Genomic DNA, 18,902 nt, shown 5'->3' with positions numbered 1-18,902 from the left:
AAAGACAATGGCCGGCAGGGCTTATTGCAAGGAATCGCTCGGGGGCCGGGCGACTTCTTAGTTTGCACGCAACCCGTCGATGTACTATCGAGCACGTTCAGAATGGGTTTTGCATTCTGCCAGGTGGGGGAAGCCGGATATGGCAGGCGCTGATTGCGGGACGGCCGCGCGCTGGAGCGTGAGGCATGCCGCAAGCGTGTATTTTTCGGGAATCGATCGTAGGGGTAAAGACTTGGCTGCGAGGTTTGAAGCGCTCGAGAAGCTGCGCAATCGGATAATGGAAGCGAACCACGACTATAGGGTGGGAGCAGACATTTTCCCGAGTCTCAATGTCGACAAGATTGCCAGGGACATGGACCTCGACGATCAGGGAACGGCGCATGGTGAAAAAGACCGGCCATCGTCCTCGTCCAAGACCCTCGACGAGGTTGAACACTCCATCGTCGAAAGGGTGCAGGACGAAAAAAAGGCGGCCCACCAGATCTTGGAAGATCAGCTTCACCTCTTCTCCGGCCGAGTTGCGAACCTGGGCCTGGAGGAGCAGTTTGGCCTCCTTCAGCAGGCCAATACCTCAAGCCTGTCGGACTTCAAGGGAGAAATAGCGGTCGGTTTGGATACCCTTCACGCCAAGCGAACCGACCTTCATGAGGCCACCAGAGAGCTTTTCAGCTTCCGCAAGAACCACCGCCTGGAACGCGTTGCCAGACTGCAGCAAGGAACAGCCCATCTTTTCAGGGTAGCACTCCTCATTTTCCTCCTGCTGGTCGAGACGTATCTCAACGGATCTTTTTTGGCCAAGGGCAATGATCAAGGCTTCCTCGGCGGTGCCACGGAAGCATTCGCCTTTTCCTTCGTGAATATCGTGTCTGCCTTGATTTTCGCTATCTTCTGCGTGCGCTGGGTGACCCATCGGTCTTGGGGAGGGAAACTTGTTGGGACCGTTTTCATCCTACTCTACGCCGCTGTTGCACTCGGCATAAACTTGTTGCTTGCGCACTATCGTGAGGTCAGCGGAACGCTCGCCGACGGCGCTGGGAACATTGCGGTCCAGAGAATGCTCCATAACCCGCTCGGGCTGGAGGAGGTGAGATCGTGGATGCTCTTCCTGGTTGGTCTGCTCTTTTCTATCATCGCCTTCATCGACGGCTGGTTCGTTCTCGATCCATATCCGGGCTATGCCGGCGTGGAGAAACGGCGCCGCGAGAGGCGGCAGGATTACACCGATACCAAAGCCGACCTCATAGACCGCCTCATAGAATTGCGAGACGACCATAACGCCAAGGTCGAAGACATCTTGAAGGGGCTAAGCAGCCGCAGGAGAGAACACGCTGCAATCCTCTCAAGCCGTGCACGGCTTTTGGCTCTGTTCAATGAACACCAGGAGCAGCTCGAGAGGAGCGGCAACCAGCTTCTCTCAAAATACCGCGAAGCAAACGTCCGGGCGCGCAAGACACCCGCTCCGAAACACTTCTCCCAGCCTTTCAAACTCCAAAAGACCAAGCCCCTTGTCCAAAACGATGGTGAGATCAAGGACAGCGATCTCGCTTCATCAATTGCCGCGGCCCAGCAAGCGCTGAACGAGCAGATGCAGCAGGTCGGCAAGGAATGCGAGTCCGGGATTGAAAAGTATCGCGATCTCGACAAGCTGTATCCGGAGACGCTCGATGGCCAGGCCTAGAAACCGTCGCAGGGCAGGGAGCTCGCGCGGGAAAGGTGTTGGAGCGATTGTTGGAGCAATCCTGCTTGGGCTTGCCTCGCTCGCAATGTTTTCGGGCTACGTCTGGCTCAACGTAAAGGCCCGGGACGTTGTGGAAACAGACGCAAAGACCGGCTGCCCAACAAAGGCGGGACCGAACAGTGTCACCGCTGTTCTTTTCGACACGTCTGATGCCGTCCCGCATGCCACCATGGAGGATCTTGCCAACAAATTCAGGCAGATTGCCGGCTCAATCAAGCAAGGCGGCTATCTTTGGGTTGGCACCCTGACAGCGGTATCTGGCGATCTGAAAGAACTGTACGCGCGATGCAATCCGGGAGACGGCTCAACGGTTGACGTCTGGACCAGCAATCCCGGAAAGCATCAAAGGATCTGGGAAGAGGCCTTCGACAAGCCCCTCAAGGAACTGCCGGAACATTTGCCAGCGGATAGCCAGGCTGATCAGTCGCCGATTATGGCTGGAATCCAGAAACTGAAGCTCAGCCTGTTCGACAACGGCATGTTCGACAATGTGCCAAAACGGCTGGTCCTCGTTTCGGACATGATGGAGAACACGCCCGCCTATTCCCAATACAAATCGGGCGCCGACTATAACGCCTTTAAGAAAAGCCCGGCGAGTTCGCGCTTTAGAACCGATCTTCTAGGCGCCGACGTGACCATTCTCTATTTCAACAGGCCGGAAAGGAAGTTCCCGTCCGTCGCCCACGCCAATTTCTGGACGCAGTGGTTTTCGGATAACGGGGGCAATCTCAGCGACTTTACAAAGCTGGAAGGGATGTAACCCATGGCCGCCCCTAGACAATCCTTCCTTGATACCTGGATCTTCCCGCAGGTTTTCTATATCGCTCTGACGGTAGGTGGGTGCGTCTTTATCGCCGTCACCAAGACGGCCGGTATAAGTCCCGCCATCTCGTCAACGGTGCCGATCGGCATCATGATCGGCTACTTCGCGTTCTCCTGGTACGTCGGGAAGTTGCGTCTTCACGACGAGCAGACAGGTGACAACCTCTACTACATGGGCTTCCTGTTCACTCTCTCCAGCTTGGGAACCTCGCTTTATCAATTCGGCACAGACGCATCGACCGACGAAATCGTCAGGAATTTCGGCATTGCCGTGACGTCGACCATCACGGGCATCGCACTGCGCATCTTCCACAATCAGGTCCGACGCGACCCCGCCGACGTGGAACGGGCTGCCCGTCACGAGCTCGCGGACATGACACGCCGCGTGCGCACCGAGATGGAAAGCGTAGCGCGTGAGTTCGCCGACTTCCGCCGGGTTTGCAATCAGATGTTGGAAGAGGGCTTTGAGGAAATAGCCCGACAGGCGGAAAAGAACGGCGATCAGGTCCGACAGGCATTCGAGGGTATGGCTGCGAAAGCGATAAAGCCCGTCCAGGAGACTTCGGAGAAGATCGCCAAAAGCCTCGATGATACGTTCGGCCGTATCGAAAGCAGGTTTTCAGGTGTCGCTGAAAAGGTCGACACGGTCGCTGCGTCGCTCGACACGGCGAATGCCTCTATGGCCGGCACGGTATCGAAGTTCGAGGCGCAGGCCGACATTGTTGCCGGGAAGCTCGCCAAGGTGGTTATTCCGGACGAGGTCCTCAAGACGGACGTCGTAACGGTGCTCAAGGTGCTTGCAGCGTCCGTCGGAAGGTTCACCGAGCGGGCCGAAGCGCTTTCCAAAGAGCAGGGGGAAAGGACCGACAAGCTTTCGGATACCGTCTTGAGAATGGCGGCGCATCAGAAGCTTCTCCTGGAGAAGCTTGAGAAGCAGACCGAACAAAACGCCAGTACGACGAACCTCCTGTTGCGCGTCCTCGATCGCGATCGTGTGCCTGTCCCACACGAGATCGCTCCTGTCGCCCCAGGGCCTGCCAGTGAACCTTCGGCCGAGACATCCATCTTCATCCCCATTTCCGAGGTAGCTGCGCAGGGTCGGCAAATAGACGCCGAGGCAACTTTCCAGGCCAACGGGACCGATGCCGGGCCTCATCCGGACGAGGCCCCCGAACCGGTCGTAGAAAAGGCTCAGTCGAGGGCGAGATGGTGGCGCTGAACGAACCGAGCGGAGCTTCGGTCAGCTACGAAAGGAAAGGCTATGCCCGCGGTTTGATCCTTGGACTGACCATGGCCGAAACGATGCTCCTGCTCGTCTTCTGCCTGCTGTTGGTCGCAGGCGCTATCGTCGCAAAGAAGAAGGCCGAACTGGAAACGGCCCTTGAACGGGTATCGCGCAGCGAGGCAGAGGTTCGACAACTCAAGCAGGAGAACAAGAACCTGCTGGCCCAGGTTGCCGAGTTCATGGAACGGTCCACTGGGCACAAAGTGCCCGTTGAGGAATGGCGAAAGCTGGTCCTGGCCAAGAAAGCGATCGAGCAGATCGAGCAAAAGGGACTGTCTGCCGAGGAAGCAGTTCGGCTGGCGGAAGCCACAGTCGCGGTCCGCGACAACAATCTCTCAGCCGACGATGTGCGCAAGCTGGTGTCAGCAGATCAGCGTGCGACCGAAGCCGAACGGAAGCTGGCGGAAGCCGAAAAGCAACTCTCCGAAACAACACGGCAGCCTAAAGATCTACCACCGATCATCAATCTCAGCGAAGCCAACGGCTATTCCTTCGAAGTCAGTAGCGCCGAACTCAAACCGGCCTTTAGGGCCACGCTTGAGGACGCTATCGCCAAGCAGATTGCCGATATCGTCGCAAAATACGATGTCGACGTCGTCGAGGTCATCGGCCACACTGATGAGCAGCGATTGTCGAGGCAGTCGAACATGGACTTCGTTCTGGGGCGCGTACTCTCTGGGGCTGAGAGCGTCAGCAAAATGGAGCCAGGTGACAATGCCGGGTTAGGCCTCGCGCGAGCGATATCCGTCGCGTCAGTTCTGAAAAAGATTCCGTCGTTTGATCACCTGAACATCCTACCTATGTCAGGCGGCCAGCTAATCCTGCCTGATGATCGCCTCACGAATGGAGCCCAGTCAGGCGACGCTCCAGAAAGGCGTCGTATCGAGATCCGAGTACGCAAGAGCAAGCAGAAGCTAGCCGCAGAGGGCCATCACGAAGGCAACTGATAGGAAAACCATATTGAGACAAAGCATGGGTTGCCATCTACCGGGGCACGGCTGAACGCCGGCAAACTGCGGCGGTCCATAGCCAGCGCGCCGCTCTCGTTGCGTGATGGGCCTGGTTTCCCGAGGCGCGTCATCAATGCAGGGCAGGAACTTCCCAGGTATCAACCTCGTGAATAGCTTTGCGCCTCGAACGGAAACTGGGCGTATCCTGCATATTCCTTGAGTATCCTTCGCCCCTCGCTAAGGCGCAGGTCGAGATGCAGGCCTTTGTAGCCGAAAAGCCGACTCCTTATGGTCTGACTTCCTGTCAGCAACGCGCCTCATTTCGGTCATTCAGACAGGCAGACTTTTCAACTGAAACCGGACGTAGTCGACGCCAGTGGACCTGCCTGCGACAATGTCCCTATCATACATGTAGGAGGGGCTTTTGAAGCTAGATAGGGACTTGGTCCGCGAAATGCTTTTTGCCCTAGAGGCGAAGCCTGACTTCGCCATGCGAAAGTACAAGCAGATCACGCCTGAGGGTCGCAAACCCGACGATGTCGGCTATGCCCTTATCAAGATGTACGAGGCAGGCTTCATTACAGGCGAGGTCATTCGCTCAAAATCGACGCCCGATCGTCTGATCGAAGTGATACCTTTCGAGCTCACGTTCAAAGGCCATGAGTTCCTCGACAGCATTCGCGACGATGAGATCTGGCGGAAAACCAAGGATGGCGCGAGAAAGATGGGAGGTGCCGGTATTGAGTTCATGTGGGAAATGGCGAAGGCCTATGGAAAGCACGTCGCCAAAGAGAAGCTCGGTCTCGAGCTATGACCGAGCTCTTCGTACAAAAAATGCACTGCTTTAGTGCTACCGGCATCAGCGCCTACCTCAAAATGGACGTAACATTGGAGAAAGCTGCCGCGATGCCCAACCACAGCTCGACGCATACGACCCAGCTTTACTACCCTCGGCCGGACGACGTGACGCTTTGATGGGGTCGAGTGCGTAATGATCTGGTGACGCGTCATGTACCTGAACCTTGACGGCATCCCGACAGACGCCACGCGCGGCGATGGGCAGCTATATTTCCTGCACGACCCCCAAGGGGTCTGGCGCGTTTCCGCAGGAAACCTGTCGTACGAAATCGAGACCGTATGTGTTCACCTCCACGATGGTTTCCGCAGAGCCATTATGAAGGGCGTTCCATACGCCGATTTGATCCGGATCATGCCGCAGTACGTGAGCATGGCCGGGCTTAATGCCGAGGCGTCGGTGTCGCGCGATCAGTTCCAGGAGTTCCTCGGCGCGACTGCGGAAATTCCAGAGCTCTACAGGTTCCTCTATCTCTATGATTGCCAGCACCTGGTTGCCTCCATCCAAGAGTGTACGAAGGAGGTTGAGCGGGTCCTTGGTGAATTTTACCTGTCGCTCAACACAGAGAGTTTCTTTTTCCCAGCGATGAAGCACGAGGATGGGATCCGCTACTCGAGCTCACCTGTTACGACCAAGCTCGCCGCGTACCTGGGCTTCATTTTCATCCGCTTGCACAGTCTTCTCGACTACACGGTGAAGGTAGCCTTCGAGGCGGAACATCTGCGCGCCGATTTTGCTCGGTACCCGAAGTTCAGCAGCGCGAACATGCAGTATGGTGATCGAAGGCATGTCAGCTTCTACGGGGAAGCCGGTTCGCTGTTCGAAGCTTGCGAATTCATGGTCGGAGTCGAGGCGCTGCGCAACCATATCATCCATGATGGTCTGCTTGACGATATGCCCAAGGCCTACGAGCGTATTGAGGGCGGCACAGCCGTTGAGAAGTTCGTGCTCTTTCCCGATATGACGACTTTGATCGGTACGCAAATCGCAACTTATTCTTCGGTCGGGAAGACAAGATCAATTTACGGCTGCCAGCACTGATCGCGGAGTTCCAGAGACGTCAGGTCGTGACCCTAGATCGTGTTCGAGCAGAGCTCGACAAGCTCGCATAGTCATTCGTTAGGTAGTCGGTCCGTTCGATAAGGATTGACATAGCAAAGGATGGGAATCGATTGATGCGCTCGTTTTTCGATCGCACCACGATCGCGCCGTTCGCTGGCTCCTCTCGATAGGACAGGGGCACAATCTCTCGAACCGTGAACTGCTTCCCATCGATCATCGGCGCCATCGAGTATCTGGTCTCCCGTACGGCCGTTTGCGCGTCGGGAAAACCAGCTCGAATGGCTATGTGCATCCAGCCTCCACGGCGCAGTCTAGCCTGTGCCAGATCGGTAACCGCATCTTCCACCACCTCGCGGTGATCGGCATCGCTCCTTATCTTAAAGAAGGCCGCTAGCTCGGTCGCGGATCGGGCTTTATGCACCCCACAAAACCAGAGCGTAATGGCGTCCAGTGGGCCAATCTCATCGAGAAATCGACCGAACGCGGGATCATTGACCAGCACATCCGTTTGGATGAGTCGAAGCGCACCACCGGATCGCAGCGCTTTCCCATCATACTGTGCCCGGTATTGTCCATTCGGCAGCTCACTGCTGTGCATGCGGCGCAAAGCGGAATCGAGAGGGTCGCCTCCTAATTTCGCGGCCGCTAGCGCTAAACACTCAGGATTCTCATCGATGCCGACCAGCATGTCGAGCCCAAGCCGGTCGCGCATCGCGGACAGACCATGCCCTAAACCACAACCAACATCGAGAACTCGGCCGCCAGTGACGCGCTGGGCCAGTTGCTCCGCCAATGCATTGTATAGGCCCTGAGCTTCATAGGCTCGGGCGTTGCCGGACCATTCTTCGACATATCGCTGCTGTGCAACGCTGATCATTTTACCCGCCGCAGCTGAGAAAATCGGCCCATGACACTCGGCGTATATGCGACCGCTTCCACAGCGGCAGGGATCGTTCGGAGAGATATCGTCGGGCAGGTTCATAGGTCTGTCCTAGCCATCCAATTCTTCGAATCGCCTAAGCCCCTTCGACGAAATTCCTTTCTAGGCGGTATCAACCCGGCCTTCCACCGTCGAAACGGGTCGAATTATAAACGGCGGCTTCCGCTAACTCGGACCGAAGCCGGTCGGTCCAGAGTCGGCCCCACTGTAGTCATTGGAGCACGGCTCGGAATGTTCGAAGACGACGTGCGGTCGGGATGGCGTCACGAGACCATGCGGAACGATACGGGGAAGATTTCTCGCGCAGATCTTGCGCGACTGTCTGCCGGTTCGGATCACCCGACAGATGCCGCAGGCTGCCGTTCAGGGCTACATGAGGTTGCCGCCTGACATTCAATCTCCGCCTGCGTCTGACCCCGGCTTTCCTCCCGTCGGTTGACCGCTCGCGCAATCCCACATTCTTGAAAAGCTGGTTCACTCCCGCGAAAGGGAATGCATTTCTATAGGGCTCGATGCGCAATAGGACGCCTGCTGAGACCGGCTTTCGCGTCCCATGTAACGTCATGCGTTACCATGGCCGCATCACGGCGGAGCATGGCAAAGCCGTCCGGTGACAGCAGAAACGATGGCAGTTTTTCACTAGCCGCCCGCACAAGAGCTTGAATGGGCAGGCCGGTGACGAACGATTGATTGGCGAGCTGTTGAAGAAATGCCTCGGCCGAGGCGAGGGCGATCGCGAAGACCCAGCCATGGAGGTAGCTCTCAAGTGAGCTAATTGCGGGATAAACCGGCGTACGTCCGACGAGGAATTCGTTGCCGCCACATTGCACCTGCAAAAATTCCTGCTGGCGATATTCAAGGGGAAGTCTCCCAAGAGCGGCGTCGACCGTCTCGACGACAGCGGGGGCGTTCGCCAGCAAGAAAACGGCTCGATAATTGCCGAGCCTCAATGCCGCAGTTGTTGGATTGAGTGCAGGTGAGCCGGCAGGTCCAGTAGAGGAGCTAGTCGTTCCTCCGCTGCTGGTGCTTGGCCCTCCAGGTAGTGATCCGCCAGACGAGCGATCCGTCTCTGCCACGGCTAGAAAGGCACCCGCACCAATTGTTGGCGGTATTGCGACCGCAGGCCCAGGCAGCGCGGCAAAAGCAACTGCATAACCGTGTTCAATCAATCCAATCGATGCACCGCCGCCAGGTGCGGGCGGTCGTGTGAAGACGTACGGGTCGACTTGCCGGCGATAGGCATTTCGCGCACGCGTGTTGGCCCCGCTCTGTGCGGCTGCGCTAGAGATAGAGCCCTTTGCCTCCGCAAGAACGAGCGTGCCAGTCGCACCTTCATAGACATAGTCTGCCAACGGTTTTGAAGAGCTGACAAGCTGTTCCGCCAAGTCTCTCCAGACAAAGCCCAGCATGTCCATGGTCTGGTCAGTGATCCCCGCTCCGACCCTGCCGGAAAGCGCCGTTCGCTCGGCGTCAGCAAGGTCCGCCACCTCGTCGAGGAAAGCGATGACTGAGGTCGCGTCGTCAACGAGAAACTCCAGAAGTGCTTGGCTGCTGGCAACAACAGCCGCAACCAGGGAAGCGGATGAGCGTGAGAGGGCAGAACAACGTGCAATGCTCTTGAAGAGGTCAGCTGGAGCGATACTGACACGCCCCAGGCTCGGCGGACCAAAACTTCCGACAACGGTATTGGAGGGCGGCTCGACGTGGCCTACAGGCTTCAAGCTCTTGACGGAGGTGGTCCAAGGACTGCTCATTTTGCCTTCACTCCTATCTGCCCGTGATTCCCAATGCTTCGGAGATGAATTACAACGAAATGGCGCATCGATATGACATTCGCATTCTTGTTGTTCAGTGCTGCTTGGTTACTTGTTTAACCATTGTCCATACGCCTCTATATCTATCATTGGAACCGTTCCACTAAATTGAAGCTGGGAAATTAGCTTGAACAAGAATGCTGTTGCTGGCTTGACGACCTTCTCGCAGACGTGTCCCGATTTCGCATCGTCGAAAAAGAAATAGCCATGCGACGCGATGCATCCGATATCGAGCCTTCCATCGGTCATGTCGACCTGAAGCGCTTTCTTGAACGATGGTCCCAGCGCTGGCTTCCATTTGCTTTCAAATGCCAGGATGCCGCCAAGGATTGGTATCAGAGGCTTTGCCGGATAAACCCCCTCTGCATATGGTATTGGCAGGCTCGTTCGATGCAGGCGGCGCACGCTCGCGATCTTTTCCTGGGCGTACGCAACCAGCTGTGCATCAACAGTCTGCTTTGCTTCGAAAGCGGCGTATACGCTCTCGGCCGGAATGATGGTCTGGTTCTCGTAGGTAAAAATAAAGGGCGAATACTGTCTGTCGAATATCACCACGTCGATCTGCTGGCTGAAGTTACCTAGGCTGTCGACCACATGCGCTTTGGCCGCCTGATAGCGCTTGGGCAGATATGTATCGAGTAAACTCATCCAGACGTTTTCGCTGGCGTCCCCCATGGTGCCAGGATGCTCGAACGATCGCCGGACCCTGGAAAGACGCTGCTGAATGTCGTCATGAAGTGAGGAGAGAAGGGTTGACAGGGACCATTCCGTCATCAGGCAGTCTCCCTGCGTTTCTGCTCAGGCGGGGTGGCCCAAGCCGAACCTTGGGCCCAGAACGCGACGCCAAAGACGCATAGCAAGGCGTTCGTCGTCAATCTCCTGGGCCAAACGCGCGGTACGCGCGTGCTCACTCGCCAGGGCCATAAAGTCTCTCCAGTCGGCAAGCGACACTTTGGACAAAATGTTGTTGCCGCGCACTGCCGGATCGTCAAGCTTTGGCCTTTCATCCAGGTTGTCGCCGTACTCTTCCTCAATGTTCTCGAGAAACTGGGCGAACGCTTCACCATAATGAGTTTCGTCGCAAGGAGCTTGCTCGGCGGCTAAGATTTCCAGGGCGAAGCCTTTCGGGCGGCTGGAGCCAAAGTTCACCCGCCGCCACCATTTGATAAGTTTCACGAGTGGCTTGAATCTGTTCCCGAATTCTTCATTCATGCCCGCGCTCCAGCCATTATGGAAAAGCGGGTTTGTTTGTGTCCATTGCTGACTTAGCCGATCTGGTATGCTGAACCCGTTGCCAGCACTTCTAAGAGGGACCACGTCGACGTCGACAAGCGGCGTTCGGATACGAACGGATCGCCTGTTCGTTCTTTCGACGTCAAAATCGTGTTTGAGAACGCGCCCTAAGTTGCTCAAGATTTGTCGAGCATCGGCTCTAAAATCGTATCTGAGCTCGACATACACGTCGACATCCGGCCTGAACTTCTCTCCATCCACAGAGCTCGGGCGGATTGCAGTGTGTCGCGAATAGCTTCCTGCAAGGAAATCGAATTTCAAGCGCTCAGAAAACACGGGATGAGCCCTCAGATAATCCCGTATCGAATAATGCGCCTCAGAGGCCGCATCCTTGATGCTTTGCTTAGGCTCGATGTCTTTGAGAAGTTCCTCAAAGCGCGCGTTTGGCACCATGACGGCCCCTCCCTGTTACAATCAGCATCACCGCCGGGAGCGAACCTCGGCCCGAATTGTGTGCGCTAATCGACAAAAGTTCGGATATCGTAGGCGGCCCTGGGGCGAACTTGAGGCGCCGACGTCGCAGCATAGCGCTGCCGCATAAGTTGTCCCCCGAACCCGGACGAGATCGACCTGTAAAAGGCAGCCTTGCGCTTTGGATCCGGACGGATGGGTGGATATTTTCCATCGCGAAAGCAGCCACACTAGGATGGAATTGAGGGAAACGACAGCGGGAGTTGTTAGTGTCAGCTTAGCTCAACGATTCGGTTCCTACTAGATGAACAACTCACGCGACCCGCGCCCGGATTTGATCACTGCCGATCAGCGGGGCTGCTTGGTACAAGCTTTGGCGCTAGAAGAATTGCGAACTCAGCGAAAAGAGCTAGGCGATATTTTGTGCGAATTGCACAATACGGGCCTAGTCAATCTGGCATCTGATCAGAATTTGGCAGCAATCGACGCACTTGCACACAACGAGTTCTGGATCGCAGTGCATCCGCTGAATGAGGCTATTCCACACCTCAACTGCTCGCCTCGCGAGGTTTTAGCCCTTGTACATATGCTGGTTAATAAGGCGGGGTTGGATGGTGCGGCGGGCATGCCAAACCTTTCGCTCGGCATCTGGTCCAAAAATCATCCAGAGGAGGCCGGCAAGATCATTGATGGCATCAAGGGATTGGACGATCTTTGCTTGGCACACGGGGTTTTCGTGGTCGCAGGCGTTGGTGGCGCGGCGCTGGCCTTTGATCTTATCCGGAACACCAATAACTCCGTGAGCGCAATTGGGCTGCGAGCACTTGGCCGAATGGAAAGAGTGTCTGTGACTGACATTAAAAAGGGCGTGGATGATGCGTTTGGCTTCGTCGAACGCGAAACAGATCCCGACGTAAGGGCTGCGGCCATGGAGGCCGCTTTTAGGCTCTGGGAGAAGCTGGGGCCTTCGGAACCCTATCGACAGCGGGAATTCATCGAAACCATCGGGAAGAAAGGGCGCGCCAATGAGCTGAGCCTCCTTTCTGCAATGTTGTTTTATTACGAAGGAGCCTTGCCGAAAGAAAGTATCGATCGGGTGCTTGGCATGCTCGAGACGTTGCCGTCAAACAGCGGCGCGACACTCAGCAATCTAGACCATGCCATCAAAAAGAATGATGATCGTTGGGATTTCAAGCGGGTTGTTCCCGTTTTCGCAGCGTTAATTCCTGGTCTGGATAAGAAGGCCGATAAACGGGATTACCATTCCTTCGCTAGCTGGGCCTTGAGCAGCCCGCAACATGCCTCTTATCTCTTTGCAGCATGGCTTAATGGAGGGGAGTTTGGTCTGTGCTCGTTTCTGGTGGATCTGCTGAGCGGAGGCCCTAAAGGGGCTGGCGTTTGGATACAGAAACAGCATCTGCCACCTCATGCCAACGACCAGATTTTCATAGCGCACAAGTGCGTCGGTTTCCTGTGGCGCCATGAGGTGGCGGCAGCTGCAATTCTCTTGAGCATCGTCAAGTATGGGCAGCCGCAAGCGCAATCGGCGGCTGAAAAGCTTTTGTTTGATCCATTGCTCTTGAGCTACGGTGGGGATTTGCGGGCCTTCCTTGAGAAGCAGTGTTCAAATGCTTCCAAGCGAATTTCAAGTTGCGCAAAGAGGCTGCTTTCCAAACATGACACGCATATTGCGGGTCTTGAGAAGGCCCGGGACTTAGTTGAACTACTTCCATCGATTGACCACCGGCGCGCAGTTGCGATGAAAGATCGGGATCGCAATCGAGACATTCAGAAACTAGCTCATGAAAGGTCAATCTTTGCCAGCCTGGTGACACATCATACGCTACTATATGGGCGAAAGAGCTTTTCGATTATTCATGGCGCAGAAGGGAAGAAGCATCCGAACATTTCCGCGCTTTCGGAGATTTCACACAGCGTCGAATTACCCCGGCTGATGGTCATCGACCCTGTCGGATTCAATGCGAGGCTCACATTTTTCCGCGCGATGAAGCGGCGGTCAGCATGAAAATCATCCTTAAGGAGTACCTCGCATCGCTGAAGGAGCGGGGGGACTTAGACAAATCTGTACTCCCAAACCTGCTCGCAGAGATCGGCCTACGGGTGCTGAATACACCGATGATTGGTACGCGCCAGAACGGCGTGGACATTGCAGCAGTCGGCAAAATCAAAGGCGAGGATGACGAGCGTTTTTTGTATCTCTTCTGCATAAAGGCAGGGAATATCACGAGGCGCGATTGGGATGACGGGGTACAGGCGGTGCGCCCCGAGTTGAACGAAATTCGCGACGTTTACTTGCGTACAAATGTCGCGGCCGAACATGCTGGACTTCCGGTCCGAATAATTCTGTGTTGCGGCGGTGAGCTAGATGAAACCGTTCTGATGAACTGGGCCGGCTATTCTATTCAAAACCAAACGGATAGGGTCGAGTATCAGGAATGGAATGGAGACCGCTTGGCGGATCTCATGATGCGTAGCTTGCTCGCGCGCGAATTGTTGGATGAAGCTTCCCGGCGAAGCTTCCAAAAGGCGGTCGCGATGGTGAATGAGCCGAATGCCTGCTACGAGTATTCTCGGGCATTTCTACACAATCTGTTGGTTGAGGAGGGGCTAACGCCAAACATTCAGCTTCTTCGCCTGAGGCAGGCCTATATTTGCCTTAACGCAGTAATCACGTGGGCTGTCGAAGCAGGCAATCTGGAGAGTATCTATACGGTCTCTGAGTTGGGCGTGATGCTATGCTGGAATGTGGTACGCACTCAGCCGCCAAGACGCCGACCAATACAGCATGATCGAGCACTAGAATTCCTATTTGATCAATTTATCAAGCTCTACTTGGCTTGTTCCGAACAGTATCTGGCTAAGACTGCATTCGAACATAGCAAGCGGCTTCATGCTCTTTCAACGTCGGTTCGGTCACGCGAGGCGGTGGATGTCAACCTCGCGTTGTTCGAGCTCCTTGGCCGCCTGGCCATTCGGGGTTGCTGGACAGCCTCACTGGCTCAGACCTTTAGGGACGAAGATTCGGAGTTTGCGAGGGCGCTAAGAGACAGTACTGGCCTGGTCTTGGACACGATGGTCCACCTAATTAATGCCAATCCAACACTTAATTCACCCTTCAAAGACGATCACATGATCGAGATTGCGTTGGTCATGCATCTTGCGCAAATGACGGGCTCGGCCCCGCAATTCGTGCCTTGGCTGAAATCAGTCGCCCATCAAACTACATTGGCATTGAGTATCAACTCACACTACCCGACTTGCTTCCGCGATTATGTGGACCTTCTTAATCATCCCGTGAGCGCTGACGCTTCCTATCGCGCGGAAGCGTGCAGTGGGAGCGTCTTGTACCCCTATCTCTTCGTTTGGCTGGAGCATGTAGCAGCAAGCGATGATGAGAAAGCGGAATTCAAGGAGCGCCTCGCTAGATTTCTACCAAACTGTACACACCAGGCGTGGCTCCCTGACGCAGAGACAGATGCACAAATATGGCGGGGTGAGACCGATCACGGCGTGTGTGTCACCGATTTGTCGCCTCAGAGAGGGTTCGAAGACGTCGCTGAAACCCTCAACTTGGCCATGGAGAACTGCACGGACATTAACGAAATAAGCGCCGTGAAAGCTGGGTTGAGTGTGTTGTTTATGGCAGCTTGTCGGCATTATCGACTGCCGATACCTCCGCATTTTTGGCTCATCAATAGCTAGAGCCGTTCAACCCCTTTATGAGGCTACACATACGCAGTCCGCTTTCTCGACGGTCGCGCCTAAGCCTATATTGCGGGCGCTTATGGACAAATTGGGAAGCTAGATTCGGTTTTGGATAGTTTGGAAGGCATCAACCTCTGGCGTGTACCTTCCTGCTAGCGCGTCAGCACGAACCCCAAGTGCTCTACTTTTTGTATGGCAGCTTTGCGCCTCAGGTTTTGTTTCCCAGCCGCTGGCAGGGAAATAAGGCCTAGGCTAATCCCGACGCCGAGCACTTCCTGGATTCGAAGTCCAATGCCGTCGCCTAGTCGGGTGTGGCGCCGAGCAGCCTTCGCTGCTTTTTAGGATTGATGTCCGAAGATGCTTAGACCTAGGATAGATGGAAATGACGTTGGCATCGGGGCGAATACATAATGCTTTTCTTGATCGCGGCAGTCATCATGGGTGTCTTCGCCATGATTGGATACAACATGGCAGCAGCCAGGAACAAAGATCCCATGACCTGGGCAATCCTCTGCGGCCTCACAGGTTTGATTGGTGTTCTTATTCTCGCGGCAACAGGGGAGGCCAAGGCGGAGATGCCCTACGAGCCGCTTCGACTGAGGGATGATAGCGTATCGAGGGTTGCTAAGCCCACCGAGGCAGCCGCGCCAGCGTCTAGCTATGACAAGGCCAAGTGGGAAGTTCTCAAGGAAGTCGACAATGACATCAGCCGGTCGTCAGCGATGGCGCTACAGCTTGGCGCAAAATACGAGCAGCTTTTGGCTGAAAAGTACTTAACACTCGGCGATAAGACCTACCTGCCTGCGCTTTTGACGAAGCTGAAGGAGCAATACGACGCTGAACAAGGCGCCGCGGCAGCAATAACAACCTCATCGGCCGCAGCCGAGTACGAAAAGTTTATGGTGAAGGTTTCTGCCAACGACGGCGTTGACCCCGACAATGGGCTGAGGGTTGTCAAGGCTGTGGAGTACCAGGGTCCAGCTCCGGGCTACCATGGTGGCATCAAAGTCGTTTACGAGAATGGCCGCACCGTCTTGCGAAATAAGTCCATGACACGCCCATTCGACACTGAGGCTAAAGCGGACGAATGGGGACTAACAAAGCCGTAGAGGAATGCGATCCAGGGCGCATCTTGAGACTGCGTACAGCCGAGACGAAAGTTTTTTCGATTATTGAGTGCGGGGGTTACAAGAGTGGCATCCAGACTCAAGCCGGACTGGCTTGGCGTTGATTGGGGCATGACTACAAAAGCGAGGAACATTCAGCGCGCGAGCGCGAGCTTGTTCAACCGGCAATCGAAGCCTTGAGGGATTGATCTTGAGCGCCGGCCTGGTTTCCGCATTGGTCAGCTCAAGTCGATGCACGCAGGGGGGCTTGTCGGTCCGCTTATGGCCTTCCGAGGCTCGAACCGCAATTCCGCCTTCGGCCCCACTGCGGTCATACTGGAGCATGGCTTCGAATGTTCGATAACGAGGTTCAGTCGACGGTATGGCGTCACGGGACCATGCGGAATGATACGGGAAGGTTTCTGATTTTTGCCCACGAAAAAGTCAATGAAATCAACGATTTTGTGACATCCTCCGGGCCCACCATTCAGTCCGCCCGATTTCCGGGTTTTTCATCCGTCTCAGGATAGCGTCGACATTTCCGTAGGTTAGCGGCGGGTTGTCCGCAACACTTGGCTGAGACGCCGGGGTGAGCGCGCAAAACACCTGATTTTTGGTGATCCGTCTCAGTCGGGTGAATTCCGTAGCCAAGTGTTTGGCAGAGCGATGGTTTAGGCTTTGGCTTGATGCTTGCTCGATGGTGCTAGAAGCCCAGGAGCGCAGCCTGGCTGATCCAAGCGTGGGGCAGGTCAGAGGCGCGCGAGAGCCTGTGCGCCGTTAGTTCGACAGGTTGATCACCTGCAACGATGCTAGCCGCAATTTTCGGGGCAAGGAAAGCGAAGGGCAGCAGGCGGCTTACCTCAGATGTATCTGTGCCGTTGAGCATGGCAACATCGGTGAGGCTGCGGTTGGCTCCGTCCGTAAGCTGATCTAGGTACAAGTGGGCTCGACGCAGAAGGTCGATCAAGGCGCCATCGGGTTCTCGGCTGCTTCTAGATCCATCTGTAAGCACGATGCGTGTTTCGACGCCGCGCCGCCTCATACCGATTGGACATTCGATGGAAGTCAATTGCGCCCCATCGCTGTGCGGCAGAATCCGGTCGAGAAGCAATTCCGATAGCGAGCGGCAATCCAGTTCGATGGTCAGTGATCCCGGCTTGAGGGTGATCTTGCGAACGATCTTTTGGAGCAGGGATCGCTTTGCGTTCGCAGTGGCCGATGCCCAGCACGTCCGCATCACTTCGGCTCGCCGGATCGCCGCCCCGATTTCGCCAGCGTCGACCGATTGCCGAATCCAATCGGACAGTTGGGCATGATCGCTGAGAATACGATTCAGGCGATGCTCAACAACTGACTCAACGGCCTGAGCGGGAAGACGCCAACCCTCGGACCCGTTTCGCCGCCGGTCGACGAATTGCTTCGAGACATAGTAGCGGTAGCGGACACCTTGCTTGTTGGCGTGAACCGATCGCAATTTCTCGCCCGCTTCATCAAAGAGCAGACCGGAGAGCAGATGCGGTTGCGTGACATTGGAATCGCTTCGCCGCGGCGGCGCCTGCGAGGCGAGCAGCGCCTGGGCCTCTTCGAACGTGGCCGACGTGACGATCGGCTTATGCTCTCCATCGTAAACCTGACCCTTGTGCCTGATCTTGCCGACGTAGACCGGGTTCGAAAGCAGGTGATAAAGATTGCCGCGACCAAACGGCATGGTGACTGCAACTGATCCGTCTTTGCGCTGTCGCGATCGTGTCGAGAGTCCCTCGCTCGCCGCCTCATCAACGAGGTCCCGGACCGACTTCAGAGTGAGATAGCGGGCGAAGAGGTGTCTGACTGTTTGTGCCTCGGTTTCGTCAATCACCAGCTTGCGGCTTTCGACGCGATAGCCCAGTGGCACCACGCCGCCCATCCACATGCCTTTCTTCTTCGATGCAGCAATCTTGTCCCGGATACGCTCGGCTGTGACCTCTCGCTCGAACTGAGCGAAGGACAAAAGCACGTTGAGGGTGAGCCTGCCCATCGAGGTCGTGGTGTTGAACTGCTGGGTCACCGAGACAAACGAGACGGAGCTGGCATCAAAGATCTCGACGATCTTGGAGAAATCCATCAGCGAACGGGTGAGGCGGTCGATCTTGTAGACGACCACCACATCTATCTTTTTGTCCCGGATGTCCTGCAGGAGACGCTTCAGGGCAGGGCGCTCCATCGTGCCGCCCGAAATGCCGCCGTCGTCGTATTGGTCTGGCACCAACTTCCAGCCAAGACCTACCTGCGAAGCAATGAAGGCCGTACAAGCTTCGCGCTGTGCATCCAGCGAATTGAATTCTTGTTCCAATCCTTCTTCGGTCGACTTGCGAGTGTAGATCGCACAGTTGAGGCGAGGGGTCGCTGTCATAGCCCAAAGAACCTCGGGCCAGACCAATGGGCGCCGGTGATACGGCGAGCGACAGCTGACAGCGATCCGTAGGTCTTGCCATCAAGCACGAAACCGTAGTCGACAACTTCGACGATGTGCATCCGGCCATTCCACTCCCGCATCAGGCGGGAGCCGGCCTTGGGTGGAATAGATCGCGGCGGCGAGGCGGATGCCTGATCCGATGATGCGGGCCGGAGCGACGGAACTCCGTCTTGGCGATCCGACCTAGTGTTGCCCGGTTGGAAAGCATTCACTTTGGTCCTCCGCGCGTTGCCTGTCGCGACTGTTTTCTTGACGGTCGAAGTCAAACCACCCAAGCGCTTGGCTTGAAGATGCCAGGCGGCCGACCGTTCAAGCAGCCCACGTTTGACCCCTTTGGGCGGCGGGCAGCCATAGGCCTTTGTCCAAGCTGCTGTGAGTTCATCACGCGTGAGATCGCCGACCTCGGCGATCTCACCATCCAAATCAAGTCGCTTGCGCATAGAG

15 protein-coding genes are annotated in these 18,902 nt (G+C 55.9%); 9 read left to right on the top strand and 6 right to left on the bottom strand.

The genetic code is table 11. The features are described 5' to 3' along the window. Positions 1-139 precede the first annotated feature (139 nt). The 6 genes from NKI96_RS24405 to NKI96_RS24380 all read left to right on the top strand — a co-directional run bounded on the left by NKI96_RS24405 (position 140) and on the right by NKI96_RS24380 (position 6,692). The gene (locus NKI96_RS24405; protein WP_352806611.1) at positions 140-1,678 is read left to right on the top strand and encodes a hypothetical protein; all 1,539 of its coding nucleotides are present in this window, start codon (positions 140-142) and stop codon (positions 1,676-1,678) included. Then, positions 1,665-2,498: a hypothetical protein gene (locus tag NKI96_RS24400; protein WP_352806608.1), complete on the top strand. Its 834-nt coding sequence runs from the start codon at positions 1,665-1,667 to the stop codon at positions 2,496-2,498. Before NKI96_RS24405 ends, NKI96_RS24400 begins: the two co-directional genes overlap by 14 nt. A 3-nt stretch (positions 2,499-2,501) precedes the next feature. Then, positions 2,502-3,779 (top strand): hypothetical protein, encoded by a 1,278-nt coding sequence (locus tag NKI96_RS24395; protein WP_352806605.1) that lies wholly within the window; start codon positions 2,502-2,504, stop codon positions 3,777-3,779. Next, positions 3,767-4,792, top strand: coding sequence for an OmpA family protein (locus tag NKI96_RS24390; RefSeq protein ID WP_352806603.1), 1,026 nt, complete (start codon positions 3,767-3,769; stop codon positions 4,790-4,792). The genes NKI96_RS24395 and NKI96_RS24390 overlap by 13 nt, the downstream gene beginning before the upstream one ends. A gap of 427 nt (positions 4,793-5,219) precedes the next feature. Next, the gene (locus tag NKI96_RS24385; protein WP_352806600.1) at positions 5,220-5,609 is read left to right on the top strand and encodes a DUF2513 domain-containing protein; all 390 of its coding nucleotides are present in this window, start codon (positions 5,220-5,222) and stop codon (positions 5,607-5,609) included. 195 nt (positions 5,610-5,804) lie between these two features. Continuing rightward, entirely contained in the window at positions 5,805-6,692 is an 888-nt protein-coding gene (locus NKI96_RS24380) for a hypothetical protein (RefSeq protein ID WP_352806597.1), read from the top strand. A gap of 19 nt (positions 6,693-6,711) precedes the next feature. Here the strand turns inward: NKI96_RS24380 and NKI96_RS24375 are convergent, their stop codons facing one another. The 4 genes from NKI96_RS24375 to NKI96_RS24360 form a co-directional block, all read right to left on the bottom strand. Beyond that, positions 6,712-7,695, bottom strand: coding sequence for an SEC-C metal-binding domain-containing protein (locus NKI96_RS24375; protein ID WP_352806594.1), 984 nt, complete (start codon positions 7,693-7,695; stop codon positions 6,712-6,714). A 458-nt stretch (positions 7,696-8,153) separates the two neighbouring features. After that, positions 8,154-9,407, bottom strand: a complete 1,254-nt coding sequence (locus tag NKI96_RS24370) for a hypothetical protein (RefSeq protein ID WP_352806591.1) — start codon at positions 9,405-9,407, stop codon at positions 8,154-8,156. Positions 9,408-9,515: 108 nt separating this feature from the next. Then, positions 9,516-10,241, bottom strand: coding sequence for a DUF6602 domain-containing protein (locus NKI96_RS24365; RefSeq protein WP_352806589.1), 726 nt, complete (start codon positions 10,239-10,241; stop codon positions 9,516-9,518). Between the two features lie 24 nt (positions 10,242-10,265). Further along, positions 10,266-11,153 carry an SMODS domain-containing nucleotidyltransferase gene (locus NKI96_RS24360; protein WP_352806586.1) on the bottom strand — a complete coding sequence of 296 codons (888 nt, stop codon included), beginning with the start codon at positions 11,151-11,153 and terminating at the stop codon, positions 10,266-10,268. 322 nt (positions 11,154-11,475) lie between these two features. Between NKI96_RS24360 and NKI96_RS24355 the strand changes: the two genes are divergently transcribed. The 3 genes from NKI96_RS24355 to NKI96_RS24345 all read left to right on the top strand — a co-directional run bounded on the left by NKI96_RS24355 (position 11,476) and on the right by NKI96_RS24345 (position 16,006). Continuing rightward, complete coding sequence (locus tag NKI96_RS24355; RefSeq protein ID WP_352806584.1) at positions 11,476-13,197, top strand: hypothetical protein; 1,722 nt, start codon at positions 11,476-11,478, stop codon at positions 13,195-13,197. Further along, positions 13,194-14,894, top strand: coding sequence for a hypothetical protein (locus tag NKI96_RS24350; RefSeq protein WP_352806583.1), 1,701 nt, complete (start codon positions 13,194-13,196; stop codon positions 14,892-14,894). The genes NKI96_RS24355 and NKI96_RS24350 overlap by 4 nt, the downstream gene beginning before the upstream one ends. A 413-nt stretch (positions 14,895-15,307) precedes the next feature. Then, complete coding sequence (locus tag NKI96_RS24345; protein ID WP_352806581.1) at positions 15,308-16,006, top strand: hypothetical protein; 699 nt, start codon at positions 15,308-15,310, stop codon at positions 16,004-16,006. A gap of 700 nt (positions 16,007-16,706) precedes the next feature. On the opposite strand, the gene NKI96_RS24340 is transcribed toward NKI96_RS24345, so the two are convergent. Both NKI96_RS24340 and NKI96_RS24335 read right to left on the bottom strand, forming a co-directional pair. Then, positions 16,707-18,395 carry a recombinase family protein gene (locus NKI96_RS24340; RefSeq protein WP_031259175.1) on the bottom strand — a complete coding sequence of 563 codons (1,689 nt, stop codon included), beginning with the start codon at positions 18,393-18,395 and terminating at the stop codon, positions 16,707-16,709. Continuing rightward, complete coding sequence (locus NKI96_RS24335) at positions 18,392-18,898, bottom strand: DUF2924 domain-containing protein (protein WP_023727441.1); 507 nt, start codon at positions 18,896-18,898, stop codon at positions 18,392-18,394. Before NKI96_RS24335 ends, NKI96_RS24340 begins: the two co-directional genes overlap by 4 nt. Between the last annotated feature and the right edge of the window lie 4 nt (positions 18,899-18,902).

Source organism: Mesorhizobium sp. M0292, from assembly GCF_040321695.1.
Classification (GTDB): Bacteria; Pseudomonadota; Alphaproteobacteria; order Rhizobiales; family Rhizobiaceae; genus Mesorhizobium.
The sequence above is the reverse complement of the archived record's forward strand: the minus strand, read 5'-3'. Positions and strand labels throughout refer to the sequence as shown.